At 67.0% G+C, this 14340-nt stretch carries 14 protein-coding genes; 10 read left to right on the top strand and 4 right to left on the bottom strand.

The genetic code is table 11. From position 1 onward, the window contains the following. Positions 1-59 precede the first annotated feature (59 nt). Positions 60-191 carry a hypothetical protein gene (locus LQ955_RS20035; protein ID WP_255713603.1) on the bottom strand — a complete coding sequence of 44 codons (132 nt, stop codon included), beginning with the start codon at positions 189-191 and terminating at the stop codon, positions 60-62. A gap of 150 nt (positions 192-341) precedes the next feature. On the opposite strand from LQ955_RS20035, the gene LQ955_RS13525 reads away from it, so the two are divergent. The 5 genes from LQ955_RS13525 (at position 342) to ccsB (ending at position 5154) form a co-directional block, all read left to right on the top strand. After that, complete coding sequence (locus LQ955_RS13525) at positions 342-986, top strand: histidine phosphatase family protein (RefSeq protein ID WP_231025029.1); 645 nt, start codon at positions 342-344, stop codon at positions 984-986. A gap of 1 nt (position 987) precedes the next feature. Next, positions 988-1584 carry a TlpA family protein disulfide reductase gene (locus tag LQ955_RS13520; RefSeq protein WP_231025028.1) on the top strand — a complete coding sequence of 199 codons (597 nt, stop codon included), beginning with the start codon at positions 988-990 and terminating at the stop codon, positions 1582-1584. A 4-nt stretch (positions 1585-1588) separates the two neighbouring features. Beyond that, positions 1589-2332 (top strand): cytochrome c biogenesis CcdA family protein, encoded by a 744-nt coding sequence (locus tag LQ955_RS13515; protein ID WP_449342973.1) that lies wholly within the window; start codon positions 1589-1591, stop codon positions 2330-2332. After that, positions 2316-3995: a cytochrome c biogenesis protein ResB gene (gene resB, locus LQ955_RS13510; RefSeq protein ID WP_231025027.1), complete on the top strand. Its 1680-nt coding sequence runs from the start codon at positions 2316-2318 to the stop codon at positions 3993-3995. Before LQ955_RS13515 ends, resB begins: the two co-directional genes overlap by 17 nt. A gap of 97 nt (positions 3996-4092) precedes the next feature. After that, positions 4093-5154, top strand: a complete 1062-nt coding sequence (ccsB, locus tag LQ955_RS13505; RefSeq protein ID WP_231028148.1) for a c-type cytochrome biogenesis protein CcsB — start codon at positions 4093-4095, stop codon at positions 5152-5154. A gap of 12 nt (positions 5155-5166) precedes the next feature. Here ccsB and LQ955_RS13500 read toward each other — a convergent pair whose 3' ends face one another. Beyond that, on the bottom strand, positions 5167-6210 hold the full coding sequence (locus tag LQ955_RS13500) for an o-succinylbenzoate synthase (RefSeq protein ID WP_231025026.1): 1044 nt from the start codon (positions 6208-6210) through the stop codon (positions 5167-5169). Between the two features lie 70 nt (positions 6211-6280). Here LQ955_RS13500 and LQ955_RS13495 point away from each other — a divergent pair, with 70 nt between their 5' ends. Together LQ955_RS13495 and LQ955_RS13490 are read left to right on the top strand one after the other, a co-directional pair. After that, positions 6281-7528 carry an AMP-binding protein gene (locus LQ955_RS13495; protein WP_231025025.1) on the top strand — a complete coding sequence of 416 codons (1248 nt, stop codon included), beginning with the start codon at positions 6281-6283 and terminating at the stop codon, positions 7526-7528. Positions 7529-7596: 68 nt separating this feature from the next. Continuing rightward, on the top strand, positions 7597-8577 hold the full coding sequence (locus LQ955_RS13490) for a 1,4-dihydroxy-2-naphthoate polyprenyltransferase (RefSeq protein ID WP_231025024.1): 981 nt from the start codon (positions 7597-7599) through the stop codon (positions 8575-8577). 12 nt (positions 8578-8589) lie between these two features. On the opposite strand, the gene LQ955_RS13485 is transcribed toward LQ955_RS13490, so the two are convergent. Beyond that, positions 8590-8898, bottom strand: coding sequence for a DUF4229 domain-containing protein (locus tag LQ955_RS13485; protein ID WP_231025023.1), 309 nt, complete (start codon positions 8896-8898; stop codon positions 8590-8592). Between the two features lie 101 nt (positions 8899-8999). Here LQ955_RS13485 and LQ955_RS13480 point away from each other — a divergent pair, with 101 nt between their 5' ends. The 3 genes from LQ955_RS13480 (at position 9000) to LQ955_RS13470 (ending at position 12795) form a co-directional block, all read left to right on the top strand. Further along, complete coding sequence (locus LQ955_RS13480) at positions 9000-9359, top strand: PLD nuclease N-terminal domain-containing protein (protein ID WP_231025022.1); 360 nt, start codon at positions 9000-9002, stop codon at positions 9357-9359. After that, the gene (locus tag LQ955_RS13475; RefSeq protein ID WP_231025021.1) at positions 9356-11641 is read left to right on the top strand and encodes a 2-succinyl-5-enolpyruvyl-6-hydroxy-3-cyclohexene-1-carboxylate synthase; all 2286 of its coding nucleotides are present in this window, start codon (positions 9356-9358) and stop codon (positions 11639-11641) included. The genes LQ955_RS13480 and LQ955_RS13475 overlap by 4 nt, the downstream gene beginning before the upstream one ends. A gap of 209 nt (positions 11642-11850) precedes the next feature. After that, positions 11851-12795 carry a PPK2 family polyphosphate kinase gene (locus tag LQ955_RS13470; RefSeq protein ID WP_231025020.1) on the top strand — a complete coding sequence of 315 codons (945 nt, stop codon included), beginning with the start codon at positions 11851-11853 and terminating at the stop codon, positions 12793-12795. Between the two features lie 28 nt (positions 12796-12823). Here LQ955_RS13470 and LQ955_RS13465 read toward each other — a convergent pair whose 3' ends face one another. Continuing rightward, entirely contained in the window at positions 12824-14182 is a 1359-nt protein-coding gene (locus LQ955_RS13465) for an isochorismate synthase (RefSeq protein WP_390623488.1), read from the bottom strand. Positions 14183-14340 lie beyond the last annotated feature (158 nt).

Here is a 14340-nt window from a genome sequence, read left to right as displayed (position 1 = left end):
AGCTAGTCTACGCGGTCGTGCCGAAGAGCCCGACGGGAAGCGACTCCTACGCCCGGCCCTTACGGCAGACGACGGAAGTAGGCGCGGTTCGCAACGCGGCCGTAGCCGTCGGTCGCGGTCTGGATGATTGCCGCGACAATGCCTACGAGGGCGATGAGCCCGAAAATGCTGAGGAAGATGATGAGTGCCATGAGAAGTCCTTTCATCGTCTATTTTTGCCGCGACAACCATTCAGCACAATCGCTTTTTATTGCGGTGATTGTGTAGCTCTGCTTCATTACTTATGCAGCGTTCAGGTGCTGAGCAGCTTCGTGACTTCTACGCTCCGTAAACTATGTGGCGTGGTAGCCAGCCAACTTCATCTCGTGCGTCACGGCGAGGTCTTCAATCCCGAGCACGTTCTGTACGGCCGCCTGCCCGGATTCGGCCTCTCCGACCTCGGCCGGCAGATCGCGCAGTCCGCTGCAGACGAACTCGTGGCTCGCGATCGCCCGGTTTCGGCGCTCTTCGCGTCGCCTCTGCAGCGTGCCCAAGAATCGGCCGCTCCTCAGCAGGTGGCGTTCGACCTGCCGATCCAGACCGAGCCGCGCATCATCGAGCCGACCAACAAGTTCGAGGGCATGAGCCCACAGATGCGCAACAAAGCGCTGCGCAACCCGAAGAACTGGTCGTGGGTCGCCAATCCGTTCAAGCCGAGCTGGGGCGAGGCCTACACCAGCGTCACCACACGCATGCTCGCGGCCATGAACGATGCCTTCGATTCGGTCGAAGGCGACGACGTGATCATGGTCAGCCACCAGCTGCCCATCTGGGCGACACACCTCAAGGTGGCCGGCGAGCACCTCTGGCACGATCCGCGCAAGCGACGGTGCAATCTTTCGAGTATCACCACCTTCGAACGAATCGGCGGGCTGTTCGTCGAGGTCGGCTACGAAGACCCGGCCGCAGACCTCTTGGCCGAGGCCGTCGACGATGGAGCGGTCTGACGTGAAGCTTCGACGTACCCTTCTTGCGGTGACGGCTGCCGCTCTGGCGTTGGGCGTACTCGCCGGATGCTCGAGCGATCCTCTTGCAGACCAGTACCGTAACGGCGACAACAAGCAGTACATCGCCGGTGACGGCACGGTGACCGAGATCGCCGCAGAGAACCGTGGTGCCGTGGTGAACTTCACGGGCACCACGCAAGACGGCTCCGCCGTCGATTCCAGCAAGTACCTCGGCCAGGTGCTGGTGCTGAACTTCTGGTACGCCGGGTGCGCCCCGTGCCGAGCCGAGGCACCGGCGCTGCAGAAGCTGAACGCCAAGTACACCGGCAACGGCGCGACTTTTCTCGGTGTGAACGTGCGTGACCAGCCGGCCACCGCCGTGGCGTTCGACACCTCGTTCGGCATCACGTACAACTCCGTCATCGACACCAACGGCGCCGTGCAGCTGGCACTGAGCGGGCAGGTGGCTCCGGATGCGGTGCCCACCACGCTCGTCATCGACAAGAAGGGCCGGGTCGCCGCGCGCATCCTGGGCCAGGCGACCGCTCCCGACATTCTCGACACGCTGATCGGCGACGCTGTCGCTGAGAAGAGCTGACCGCGTGGTCAATCCGTTCGCCAATGCGGTTCTGAACGGCCAGCTCATCGTGGCGATTCCCATCGCGATGCTGGCCGGCTTGGTCTCGTTCGCTTCTCCCTGCGTTCTGCCTCTGGTGCCGGGCTATCTGGCCTACGTCGGGGGCTTGAGCGATCCGAGCGCGGCACGCAATCGCCGCCGCGTTCTGCTCGGCATCAGCCTGTTCGTGCTCGGGTTCTCGCTGGTGTTCGTCTCGGCATCCGCTCTCTTCGGCGCGCTCGGCGTCTGGCTTCTCGTCTGGGGCGACGTCATCACCCGCGTGCTCGGCGTCGTCGTGATTCTGCTCGGGCTGGTGTTCATCGGGCAGTTCAGCTTCATGCAGCGCACCTTCAAGCCGTCGTGGCGCCCCGCCACCGGCCTCGCCGGTGCGCCCATCCTCGGCATCGTCTTCGGCCTGGGCTGGACCCCGTGCATCGGACCGACGCTCGGCGCGATCCAGGCCCTCAGCCTCACCGGCGGTTCGGCGGCGAGCGGCGCTTTGCTCGGCCTCTTCTACTGCCTCGGTCTCGGAATTCCGTTTCTCTTAGTCGCCCTCGGGCTCAACTGGATGACGCACACCGTCAAATTCCTGAAGCGGCATATTCGAGCCATCAACATTCTGGGGGGTGCGGGCCTGGTCGTCATCGGCATTCTGATGGTGAGCGGCCTCTGGACCATCTGGACCTACCAACTGCAGGCGGTGATCACCGGTTTTGTCCCGGCCATCTGATCATTTCGATTCGCCGGCGCCACAGGCGCCCGCCCCCGACGACGACGGCACGATCGTTCAGCCCAAGCTCGGCTTCGTCGGCTGGATCCGCTGGTTCTGGCGGCAGCTCACCAGCATGCGCACCGCGCTGTTCCTGCTGTTGCTGCTCGCGCTCGCTGCGGTGCCCGGCTCGCTGGTTCCGCAGCGTGCCGCCGACCCGAACGGCGTCACCCAGTACTTCGTCGACAACCCCACGCTCGCTCCCATTCTCGACAAGGTGCAGGCATTCGACGTCTACACATCGGTCTGGTTCTCGGCCATCTACCTCTTGTTGTTCATCTCGCTGGTGGGCTGTGTCGTTCCTCGGGCCAAGCACCACTTCGACGCTCTGCGGGCGAAGCCGCCGCGCACACCCGCCCGGCTCTCGCGCCTCGCCGGGTTTCAGAAGCGCACGGTCGAGCCGGTCGCCGAGGGCGAGGCCGTGGGTGCGGTCGCCGCGATCGAGTCCGCCCGCAAGATCCTGCGTAAGTCGGGCTACCGCGCCGTCGTGTTCAGCGCTCCGGGTAAGAACGGACTCGAGACCGCGTCGGTGTCGGCCGAGCGCGGCTACGCGCGCGAAACGGGCAACCTCATTTTTCACGCCGCTCTGGTGGGCATCCTCATCACCGTCGGGCTCGGCGGCGGATTCGGTTACAGCGGGCAGCGGGTGGTGGTTGCGGGAGGCCAGACGTTCGTCAATACGTTGAGCGCCTACGACTCGTTCAACCCGGGCCGATTTTTCAACGAGACCGCGCTCGACCCGTACACGATCAAGCTCGATCAGTTCACGGCCACGTATGAGACGAAGGCCGACGGCGCGTTCGGCCAGCCCACCGACTACAACGCCGACGTGACCACGCAAGAGCGCGGCGGGGCCGCTCAGCAGTCCGACATCAAGGTCAACTCGCCGCTGAGCATCGGCGGCACCGACGTCTATCTCTTGGGCAACGGATACGCGCCCACGATCACGGTGAAAGACCCGACCGGCAAGGTCGTTTTCACCGATTCGGTGCCGTTCTTGCCGCAAGACGCGAACCTCACCAGTATCGGTGTCGTCAAGATTCCGGATGGCCTGGCCACACAGATCGGCATGATCGGGTTCTTCTACCCCACCCAGGCCACCTCGACGACGGGGGCGTTCTACTCCACGTACCCCGACGACGACTACCCGGTTCTGACGCTCAACGTCTACGACGGCGACCTCGGCTTGAACGGCGGAGTGCCGACCTCGGTGTACTCGCTCGACACCGACAAGATGACGCAGCTGACCGGTGGCACGACGGGAGTCGACTCGATCGAACTCAAGCCGGGCGACAGCCAGGCGCTGCCGAACGGAATGGGCACCATCAGCTTCGATGCCGTTCAGCGGTACGCCTCGCTCGACATTCACCACGATCCGACCCAGGGCTGGGTGCTGCTGTTCGCGGCGTCGGGCCTCGCGGGCCTGCTGATCTCCTTGTTCATTCCCCGTCGACGCGTGTGGGTCAAGGCCTCTGAGAACACCGACGGATCGTTGAGCCTGGAATACGCGGGCCTCGCTCGCGGTGAAGACCCCCGGCTGGTCGCGGCTGTGGCCGATATCGCGGAGCGCCACACCACTGCGCTGGGCGATTCGCCGGGGCTCGGTGATTCCCAAACGCTGTGATTCCAATACTCACAGCGACGTTCCTCCACAGACGACAAACACTTAGGCTTACACTGTGACACTCGACGAGTATTCGATCTTCTTTCTGTACGCCGCGATGGTGGTCTACGCGGCTGCGTTCATCGCGTTCGCTCTTGACCTCGCTCGCCGTTCGGCTCAAGTCTCGGCCGGCAACAAGGTCGCCGTCGACGGAACGGTCACGACCGCGCCGAAGGTGCTCGAGACGGTCGGGGCGGCAGCGGGCGCAGCGGGTCAGGCCGATTCTGCGCCGGCAGCCAGTGCTGCGGCGGGCGCTGACACGATCACCCTCGCGCCTTCGAAGACGAAGAGTGCGGCATCCGGGGGCGGTGCGGGCGGCCTGAAGGGCGGCCGGGTCGCTGCAGACGGTTCTGTTTCGAAGCGGTCGCTGAGCCTGCGGCTCGGTATGGCGTTCACGATTCTCGGCTTCACACTCGAGGTCGTCGCCGACATACTGCGCGGCATTGCGGCCCAGCGGGTGCCGTGGGCCAACATGTACGAGTTCTCGATGACCGGTACGGTGCTGATCGTCGGCGTCTTCTTGGTGGTGAACACCCGGGTCGACCTGCGCTTCCTCGGCACGTTCATCAGCGGTCTCGTGCTGGTGCTGCTGGGCATCTCGACGGTGAACTACTACGTGGTCATCGCGCCGCTGCCGCCGGCGCTGCAGTCGGCGTGGCTGGTCATCCACGTGTTCGTGGCGAGCCTCGGCACCGCGTTCTTCGCGCTCGGATTTGCGCTGTCGGGCATCCAGTTGCTGCAGGCTCGACGCGAGAACTCGGGCTCTGCGCTGAAGTTTCTGAAGCTGAAGTTCTTGGCGTCGTTGCCGGATTCGACTCGGCTCGAGAATCTCGCCTATCGCGTGAACATCGTCGGGTTCGTGTTCTGGACCTTCACGCTGATCGCCGGTGCCGTGTGGGCCGAGCGGGCCTGGGGGCGCTACTGGGGCTGGGACACCAAAGAGGTCTGGACCTTCATCATCTGGGTCATGTACGCCGGCTACATCCACGCTCGGGCGACGCGCGGTTGGCGCGGATCACGGTCGGCGTGGCTGGCCATCATCGGCTTCGGAGCCGTGCTGTTCAACTTCGGCGTCGTGAACGTGTTCTTTCACGGGTTGCACTCGTACTCGGGGCTGTAGGCCCGGCCGCGGTCACGCGCAGTGGCGGCCCTTGGTGTCGCTGAACTCGGTGAGCAGGCCGTAGACGCGGGAGAGGCGATCGCGCCACCACGCATCACGCTCGGCGGTAGCGAGGCTCTTCTGAACGAGCGACTCGTCGAGTACCGGGCGGGTGACCGCGATAGATCCGTCGACGGGCACGAGCGGTTCGGCTGTCACGTCGGCGGCCAGAAGCGCCGCCGTGGCAAGCCCGCAATCGTATTCCAGATTCGGAATACTGGCCGCGAGGTGTGCGCCCATCGCGATTCCGATTGACGTATCGAGCGCTGAAGAGACGACCACCGGCAGCCCGGCGCGCTCGACGATGTCGAGGGCCGAGTGGATGCCCCCTAGCGGTTGCGCCTTGATGACCAGCACATCGGCGGCACCCCGGCGCGCCACCTCCAGCGGATCCTCCACTTTTCGCACACTCTCGTCTGCCGCGACCGGAATGCCCATGTACTTCACGCGCTGGCGGATCTCCCAGAGATCATCGACGCTCGCGCACGGCTGCTCAACGTATTCGAGGTCGAACTCGGCGAGGGCGTGGATGGCGTGCTCGGCCTCATCGACGTTCCAGCCGCCATTGGCGTCGAGTCGGATGCGGCCGCTCGTGCCGAGGTAGGCGCGGGCTTCGCGCACCCGCGCGATGTCGTCGTCGAGCGTCTGGCCGCGCTCGGCGACTTTCACCTTGATGGTGCGGCAACCCGGGTACCGGTCGAGTACCGCTGCGACTTCGGACGGGCCCACGGCGGGAAGGGTGGCGTTCACCGCGATGCGGTCGCGCAGTGGTGGGGGCGGCGTGGTCCAGCCGAAGTCGATGGCGCCGGCGAGCCAGGCCAGGGCTTCGACGTCGTCGTACTCCACGAACGGGGAGAATTCGGTGGCGCCTTCGGGGCCGCGCAGAATCACAGCTTCACGGGCATCCACCCCCCGGAATCTCGTGTGCAACGGAAGCGAGACGACGCTGGCGCTGCCAAGGAGGTCGGCGAGGGTGGGTAGGGTGTGCGCGGGTGGGGCGTGGTGCGGTGTGGCCATGCCCCATTGTGACGCGAATACGGGCGGCGCGGGCGGTCGGATGCCCGTGACGGAGATTTAGGCTGGGGAGATGACGAGACGACTCGAGGTTGTGCCGGCGGTCGACCCGGCAGAGATGTCGGTCGCCGTGCGGGCCGCGCTGAGCGGAACCGGCCCCGCGATACTGCCGCGTGAGGTGAAGCAAGCCTCACGGGCGCGGCACGCCGGGTCGACGTTCGGTGCCGATCGCGGTGCAGATTCCGGCGCACCCGCCCAGACCGGGGCCCTCGCGCTGCCGACGGCGCCCCCGCTGCCGACCGAGGTAGTCAAGAACGTCGCCCTCGTCGTGGAGACGTCGGGCAGCTCGGGGCTGCCCAAGCGGGTAGCGCTCAGTGCCGACGCCCTGCTCGCCAGTGCCGGGGCGACCGAGTCCGAGCTCGGCGGCCCGGGGCAGTGGGTGCTTGCGTTGCCGACGCACTACATCGCGGGAATGCAGGTGCTGATCCGCTCGATCGTCGCCGCGACCCGCCCGCTGGTGATGCCGCCGGGCAGCTTCGGAGCCCGCGCGTTCGCCGAACTCGTCGACGAGCTCACCGCAGAACTGACGTTCTCGTCGATCGTGCCGGCCCAGCTCGCCAGACTCGTCGATGCGGCCGAGAGCGACACGGGCATCCGCGCCTCCCTTCGGCGACTGGATGCACTGCTCATCGGTGGGCAGGCGGTACCCGCCGCGTTGTTCACCCGCGCGACCGATCTCGGCCTCAAGGTGAAGCGAACGTACGGATCGAGCGAGACCAGCGGCGGATGTGTCTACGACGGGCATCCCATCGGGCAAGCCGTCGCCCGCACCACGGCCGGCGAACTCGAGCTCTCGGGCCCCATGCTGGCCGAGGGATACCTCGGCGACGAGGAGCTGACGGCCCGCAAGTTCTACTCCGATGCGGGGCGGCGCTGGTACCGCACCGACGACGGCGGCGAGGTGACGAGCGGGCCCGCGGGCATCCAGGTCTCGGTGTCGGGTCGGCTCGACAATGTGATCATCTCGGGCGGCATCAAGGTCGCGCTCGACCGGGTCGAACGGGTCGTGCAATCGTTCGAGGGTTTTCAGACGGCGATCGTGGTTTCGCAGCCGAGTGAGAAGTGGGGGCAGACTTCGGTAGTGGTGACCAGCGGGCCGTTCGGTGAGGGCTCGCTCGCCCTGCTGCAGGCTGCCGTGACCGACGCTGTCGGGCGCCCGGCCGCGCCTTCACGCATCGTGCTGCTCGACGCTGTGCCCACCCTCAGCTCGGGCAAGCCCGACCGCATGGCCGTGGCGCGTGCCCTCGGACACGTCGCCTGAACGCGAGCCGGATGAGTCGACACCCTGCGCACAGCGGGAGTCGCGGCCGCGCTCGGTAGAATCTTCGGGTGGCGCAAACCAAGCGAAGAAAGTCCGGTCACCCGGCAGGCAAGAGGCAGCACTCTGCGCCGAACAAATTGACGAAGCCGACCCCGGCGATGTGGATCGCGGGAGCGCGCATCCGCACCCTCCCGCTCGCGATCGCGCCTGTCGCGCTCGGTATCGGGGCCGCGACACTGATCACGGGCGACGGTGTCGTGGGCGGCCTCAACCGGCTCGGGTCGCTCGACTGGGGTCTCGCGCTGCTGTGCCTCGGTGTCGCGTTGTTCTTGCAGATCGGCGTGAACTACTCGAACGACTACTCCGACGGGGTGCGCGGAACCGACGAATTCCGGGTCGGGCCGCCCCGGCTCACCGGTTCGGGCGTGGCGAATCCGAAACGGGTGCTGGCCGTCGCTCTGGTGTTCTTCGCGCTGGGAGCTGCCTGCGGGGTGGCCATCGTTCTGCTGACCCAGCAGTGGTGGCTGCTGATTCCGGGTGCCATTGCCATCGCGGCGGCGTACTTCTATACGGGCGGCAAGCGTCCGTACGGGTACTACGGGCTCGGCGAAGTGTTCGTGTTCATCTTCTTCGGGCTGGTGGCCACGGTGGGCACCACGTACATCCTGTCGGGAACGTACAACGTCGAGAGCCTGTTGGCGGGGGCCGCCGCCGGGTTCATCGCGTGCGCAGTACTGATGGTCAACAACATCCGCGACATCGAGCAAGACCGGGTGGCGAAGAAGCGCACGCTCGCCGTGCTGCTCGGCCAGCGTGCCTCGCGCATCGTGTTCGTGGTGTTCTTGCTGCTGGCGTATGCGATTCTGCTGCTGTTCTCGTTCTTGTTCCCGCTGGCGCCACTGGTGTTCTTCACGCTGCTGCTGTCGCTGCCCGCGATTCTCATCGTGCTGACGGGCAAGACGGCGAAGGAGTTCATTCTCGCGCTGAAGCTCACCAGCTTCATGGGGCTGCTGTTCGGCCTCGGGCTGGCAGCGGCGCTGACGTTCTAGGGCGCTGACGTTCTAGGGCTGGGGCTTCGTGCCGTCGTCGGCGTGCTCGACCACCGTGTCTTCGAGGTCTTCGTCTGACCCGGGCTTCTCGGCTGCACGGGGGGCCGGCTTCGCGGTTCCGTGTCGGGCCTCGAAGAGCCCGTTGGCCAGTTCTTCGCGCGGTTTGCGCAAGAAGATGTACGACGCGCAGAGCGAGATGACGGCGGCGATGACGGCCGCGATCCACGGCGTCATCTGCGTCACGAGAAGGATTGCGAGCACCACGGCGAAGATGCCGATGCGAATCAGCGTATAGACGACCCAGGTGCGACCAGTTTTCACCTCCTCAGCTTACAGAGGCGGTTCTGATCGCTTTCTGCGAGCCTCCCGTGCACAATCTCACGAGTGGGTTTCTGCGCATTCGCAGGGCGTAAGGTTTGATTATGGCTCGTCTCTTGGTTGGTCTCGTCGCGGTTGCGGTGGCTTTCTACGTGTACGCGCTCGTCGACTGCATTCTGTTCGCCCGAACCCGAGTTCGGGGGCTCCCGAAGGTCGCTTGGGTGTTCATCGTGCTGTTGTTTCCGGTGGTCGGCGGCATCTTGTGGTTTCTCATCGGGCGCGGTCGCAAGTCGTCGAAACGCCAGGTGCAGTACCGTACGGTCGGGCCCGACGACGACCCGGAGTTCTTGGGCGCCCTGCGGGCCGATCCGGTCTCCGAAGCGCAGCTTCGTGAGCTCGAGCAGCAGTTCGCCGAGAACGACGACCCCGACAAACGAACCGACAACGGCAGAACCGAGCGGTGACGGCGGCCGAGCCGGCGCCTGAGAGCCCCGCCGCCGCGTTTTCGCTGGCGATTCTGAGCGAATTCGCTCGACTCGGAGCAACCGACGCCATCGTCGCGCCTGGATCACGCTCGCAAGCCCTGGCACTCATCCTCGCCGAGTTCGATCGTGCCCGCATTCTCGACCTGCAGGTGCGCCTCGACGAACGCAGCGCCGGATTCACTGCCCTGGGCCTCGGCGTCGAAACGGCACGCCCGGCCCTCGTCGTCACGACATCGGGAACCGCGGTAGCCAACCTCTTGCCCGCCGTGCTCGAGGCCAGCCACTCGAACGTGCCGATCATCCTCATCACGTCAGACCGCCCCGACGAACTGCGCGGAACCGGCAGCAACCAGACCACGTGGCAGCCCGGCATCTTCGGCCGCTTCATCCGGGCCGAGTTCGACGTCGCTGCTCCCATTGGTGCGCCCAACGAGCCCGAACTTGCGCGTGACATCGCTCGGCGAGCCTGGGCCGTTGCGCTGGGTGAGCCTTCGGCGATGGATGCCCGTTCCGCCAGCCGCGCGCCCGGCCCGGTGCACGTGAATCTGCAGCTGCGTGAGCCTCTTTCAGGCGTGGTGCCCGACCTCACCGAGCTGGGGCTCGACGGTTCGGATCAGGTCGGGCCGGATCAGGCCGGGCCGGATCAGGCCGGGCCGGATCAGGTTGGGCCGGATCAGGCTGGGCCGCATCACGTCGCGGCAGACGCTGCCCGCGCTGCTGTGGCTCGCAGCGGTGCCGGCGCTCCCCGTGCTTCCGACGCGACGCCGCTTGAGTTGTCTCGTGGCCCCCGCACGATCGTGATCGCCGGGCACGGCTCCGGCCCGGCACCCGAGCAACTCGCGCACGAGGGCGGCTGGCCGCTCATCGCGGAGGTATCGAGCGGGTCGCGGTTCGGGCGCAACCTCGTGGTCGCCTATCGGGAGTTGCTCGCTGACCCTGAGTTCGGCGGGCGGGTCGAGCGAGCGGTGGTGTTCGGGCATCCGTCGCTGTCTCGGGAGGTTCCCGCGCTGCTGCTGCGTGATGAGGTCGAGGTCGTGGTGGTGGGTCATGCGGCCGACGACCTCGGGGTGTTCAACCCCGGGCACCGCGTGAGCAGGTTCGCCGAGCGGGCGACCGTGGCGCCGGCCGACGATGGTCGGGTCGGTGCTTCCGGCGATTCGGATGCTTCTGGCGCGTCGGATGCTCACGCCGGGGTGGGTGCCCGTGGCGATTCGGATGCTTCTGGCACGTCGGGTGCTCATGCCGGGGCGGGTGCTGGTGCCGAGGTGGGTGCTCGTGGCGGGGCGGGTGCTGGTGCCGAGGTGGGTGCTCGTGGCGGGTCGGGTGCTGGTGCCGAGGTGGGTGCTCGTGGCGGGTCGGGTGCTGGTGGCGGGTCGGGTGCTGGTGCAGGGTGGGGTGCTCGTGCCGAGTCCGATGGCGCCGAGCGCGCCGCCGCCGACCGCGCCTGGCTGCGCGAGTGGGTGCTGACCAGTCGAGCGCTGCTCGAAGAGGAGCCCGACGATGTGGCGCCGCCGAACATCCACGCGGCCCGATCGGCCGATATCGCCGAGCGCCGCGAATACCGGGTGAACGAGCTGGCCGCGCTGCGTGCACCCATCACGCGGCGGATGCTCGGGCTGGCCGTCTGGCGGGCGACCTGGCCGCACGATCGGCTGGTGCTCGGCGCGTCGCGGCTGATTCGCGATCTTGATCGGTGGGCGCCGGGCAAGAAGATCAGTGTGCACTCCAACCGGGGGTTGGCCGGTATCGACGGCACGATCGCGACGGCGACCGGAATCGCCCTGGCGAGCCAACGTACTCCGGGCTCGCTGCGCGAAAATCGCCACAGTGGCAGCGGCAGCGGCAGTGGCGGTGGCCGTGGCGTGGCCCTGGCCGAACGGGCGAGCTCTGCCCGAGCGGAACCCCGATCATCCGCTCTGGCTGCCCAGACCGGCGTAACCCGCGTGCTGCTCGGCGATCTCACCCTGCTGCACGACGTGGGCAGCCTGCTGTTCGGAGTAGGGGAGCGGCTGCCGCGCATCCAGCTCGTTGTCGGCAACGACGGCGGCGGCACCATCTTCGACACGCTCGAAGTCGCTGCCAGCGCCGATAGGGCAGCGTTCGATCGGGTCATGAACACGCCGCAGAATGTCGATCTCGCCGCGCTCGCCGCGGCCTACGGCTGGGACTACTCCCGCGCGACCACCCGCAGCGAACTCGACAGCGCCCTCACGGCCCCCGTGACGGGCCCCGCCATCCTCGAGGTGCCACTCCTGCGCTGACCCGCGCCGCACGTATCTTCACCCTCGCGCAGCATCGACTTTGCGAAAAAGCCTGTTCCCGACGATTCTTGGGGGCTTATTCGCAAAGTCGATGCTCGCAGAGTGTGCAGGGCTCGGCGGTGGGTGTCGCTTTGGGCAGTGAGCACGAGCGGCGTAGCCTGAACCCGACGATGACGACGCGGCACGGCCGCCGACGAAGGGCGAACGCCATGAAGCCTGACAAGCCAGAGAGCTCCGCAAAAGCCGCGAAGCCGGAGAAGGGTGCAAAGCCCGAGAAGTCCGCAAAGCCCGAGAAGTCCGCAAAGCCCGTGAAGACCTGGAGCGAAGACCCGGCGCCCCTGTTGCGAGCCGGCGCGGGTTTCACGCTGGCCGGCAGCGACCCGAGCGCCACGCCCGCATTCGACGGCAGCAAGGCCGACGGCGCCGCGGCCCTGATCACCGACGCGCCGGAGATGGGCCTGCTGCAAGAGAAGTTCTTCGCCAACAGCCTCTTCGGCGACGAGCGGTCGATTCTGCTGGTGCTGCAGGGCATGGATTCCTCGGGCAAAGGCGGAATCGTGCGGCACGTGGTCGGGCTGGTCGACCCCCAGGGCGTGCAGCACGCGAGCTTCAAGAAGCCGACGCCCGAAGAGCTCGAGCACGACTTTCTGTGGCGCATCCGCAAGCAGTTGCCGACACCGGGCCACATCGGCGTCTTCGACCGTTCACACTACGAAGACGTGCTCGCCGGCAAGGTGCTCGAACTCGCCGCGCCCGAGGTCATCGAGGAGCGGTACCGGCAGATCAACGACTTCGAGTCGGAACTGGTCGCACACGGCACCACCGTGATCAAGGTGATGCTCAACATCAGCGCCGACGAGCAGAAGACGCGCCTCGCCGAGCGCCTCGAGCGCCCCGACAAGTACTGGAAGTTCAACCCCAACGACATCGACTCGCGCCTGCTCTGGAACCCCTACCAAGACGCCTACCAGACCGTGTTCGAGAAGACGTCGACGCCGACCGCGCCCTGGCACGTGATTCCCGCCAATCGCAAGTGGTACGCGCGACTGGCGGTGCAGCACCTGCTGCTGGATGCACTGCGGAACCTCGGCCAGAGCTGGCCCTCTGCCGACTTCGACATCGACGAGCAGAAGCGCCGCCTCGCCGCGACCTGATTCGGCTGTGGATGCCCGGGGCGGGTGCCTACGCGAACGCCTCGACGATGGGGCGGAACTTCATGCGCGTCTCGAGGAATTCGTGCTCGGGGTTCGATTCCGAGACGATTCCCGCGCCCGCGTAGGCCGTGATCGTGCCGTCGTCGTCGACTTGGGCGCAGCGCAGCGCGACCGCCCACTCGCCGTCGCCGTCGGCGCCGACCCAGCCGACCGGGCCCGCGTAGCGGCCGCGGTCGAAGGGTTCCAGTTCGTCGATGAGCCGCAGGGCATCCGGTGTCGGCGTGCCCGCCACCGCCGCTGTGGGGTGCAGGGCCGCGATGAGGTCGAGCGAGGTCGAACCATCGCTGAGCGTGCCTTCGACGTCGCTCGCCAGGTGCCAGAGGTTCGGCAGCTTCAGAGTGAACGGAATTTCGCTCGCGATCACGGTTGTCGAATGCGGGGCGAGCGCGGTCATCACACTGGCAACCGCAAAGCGGTGCTCGTCGAGGTCTTTCGAGCTCGTGGCGAGGGCGACCGCCTGATCGTGGTCGGCCTCTGCATCGCGGCCGCGCGAGATGGTTCCGGCGAGCACGCGCGCGTAGACCGTGCCGTGGTCGACGCGCACGAGGGTCTCGGGGCTCGAACCGACGAGGCCGTCGACGGCGAACGTGTAGCAGTCGGGGTAGCCGAGCGCGAGGTCGAGCAGCACGCGCCGCAGGTCGGAATCCGCAGGCAGATGCCCCACGAGATCGCGAGCGAGAACGACCTTCTCGAGCTCGCCGGCGTTGATGCGGCCGACGGCGGTCTCGACCGCGGCGCGGTACGTGTCGGGAGTGGCGGCGCCGGGCAGCAGCGTCAGGCGGTACTCGGGCCCGAACGAGGTCGCGGGGGGTACGTCTGCGGGCAGCGGATGCCCGGCGGCAGTGCCGGCACCCGAACCGCTGCGAGAGCCCGACTTCGCCGTCACCGTTGCGATAAGGCCCGTCAGGCCTGAGACGCCGCCCCGGGCATCCGGAGCCTGCTCGCCCTCGGCCAGCACGCGCGTGCGCGTGACCCAGAACACCCCGTCGCGTTTGCCGATGACCACCTCGGGAACGATGAGCACGCTCGTCTCGGCCGACCGTGCCGAGAAGGCGAACGTGCCGAACGCGATGAGCCCGGTGCCGGGTGCGGCGATCGGGTCGTTCACCGTCGCGGCGGCGGCCACCTCACGCCATGCGGCGCAGGCATCGGTGAACCGATCGGGGCCCGAGAACTCGAGGCGCAGCGCGGTGCCGAGGCCTGCCATGCCCTGGCCCTTGCGAATCCAGAGTTGGGGATGCCGGGCATCCAGCAGCGGAATCAGCAGCTTGATGTCGCTCACCGCCCGGGTTTCGACGTACAGCCGGGTCGCCTGTGCAGTTTCGATCACGAATAAAGGCTACGCGCCCCAGCCTGGGCGCCAGCCCACCGCCCCGCCCCCTTGCACGTTGCCCACACGCGTGTCCGACTCCGGTGCCTCGACTTTGCGAAAAGGCCCCCAAAAGCCAATTCTTTGGGGCTTTTTCGCAAAGTCGAGGTTTGCGG

Source organism: Subtercola endophyticus, from assembly GCF_021044565.1.
GTDB classification, from domain to species: domain Bacteria; phylum Actinomycetota; class Actinomycetes; order Actinomycetales; family Microbacteriaceae; genus Subtercola; species Subtercola endophyticus.
This window is presented reverse-complemented; position numbering and strand designations above follow the sequence as displayed.

What these genes read in the sequence shown, in the direction of transcription:
- LQ955_RS20035 (WP_255713603.1), bottom strand. Translation starts at nt 191, where the DNA reads ATGGCACTCATCATCTTCCTCAGCATTTTCGGGCTCATCGCCCTCGTA.
- ccsB (WP_231028148.1), top strand. Translation starts at nt 4,093, where the DNA reads ATGGTGGTCTACGCGGCTGCGTTCATCGCGTTCGCTCTTGACCTCGCT.
- LQ955_RS13500 (WP_231025026.1), bottom strand. Translation starts at nt 6,210, where the DNA reads ATGGCCACACCGCACCACGCCCCACCCGCGCACACCCTACCCACCCTC.
- LQ955_RS13495 (WP_231025025.1), top strand. Translation starts at nt 6,281, where the DNA reads ATGACGAGACGACTCGAGGTTGTGCCGGCGGTCGACCCGGCAGAGATG.
- LQ955_RS13480 (WP_231025022.1), top strand. Translation starts at nt 9,000, where the DNA reads ATGGCTCGTCTCTTGGTTGGTCTCGTCGCGGTTGCGGTGGCTTTCTAC.
- LQ955_RS13470 (WP_231025020.1), top strand. Translation starts at nt 11,851, where the DNA reads ATGAAGCCTGACAAGCCAGAGAGCTCCGCAAAAGCCGCGAAGCCGGAG.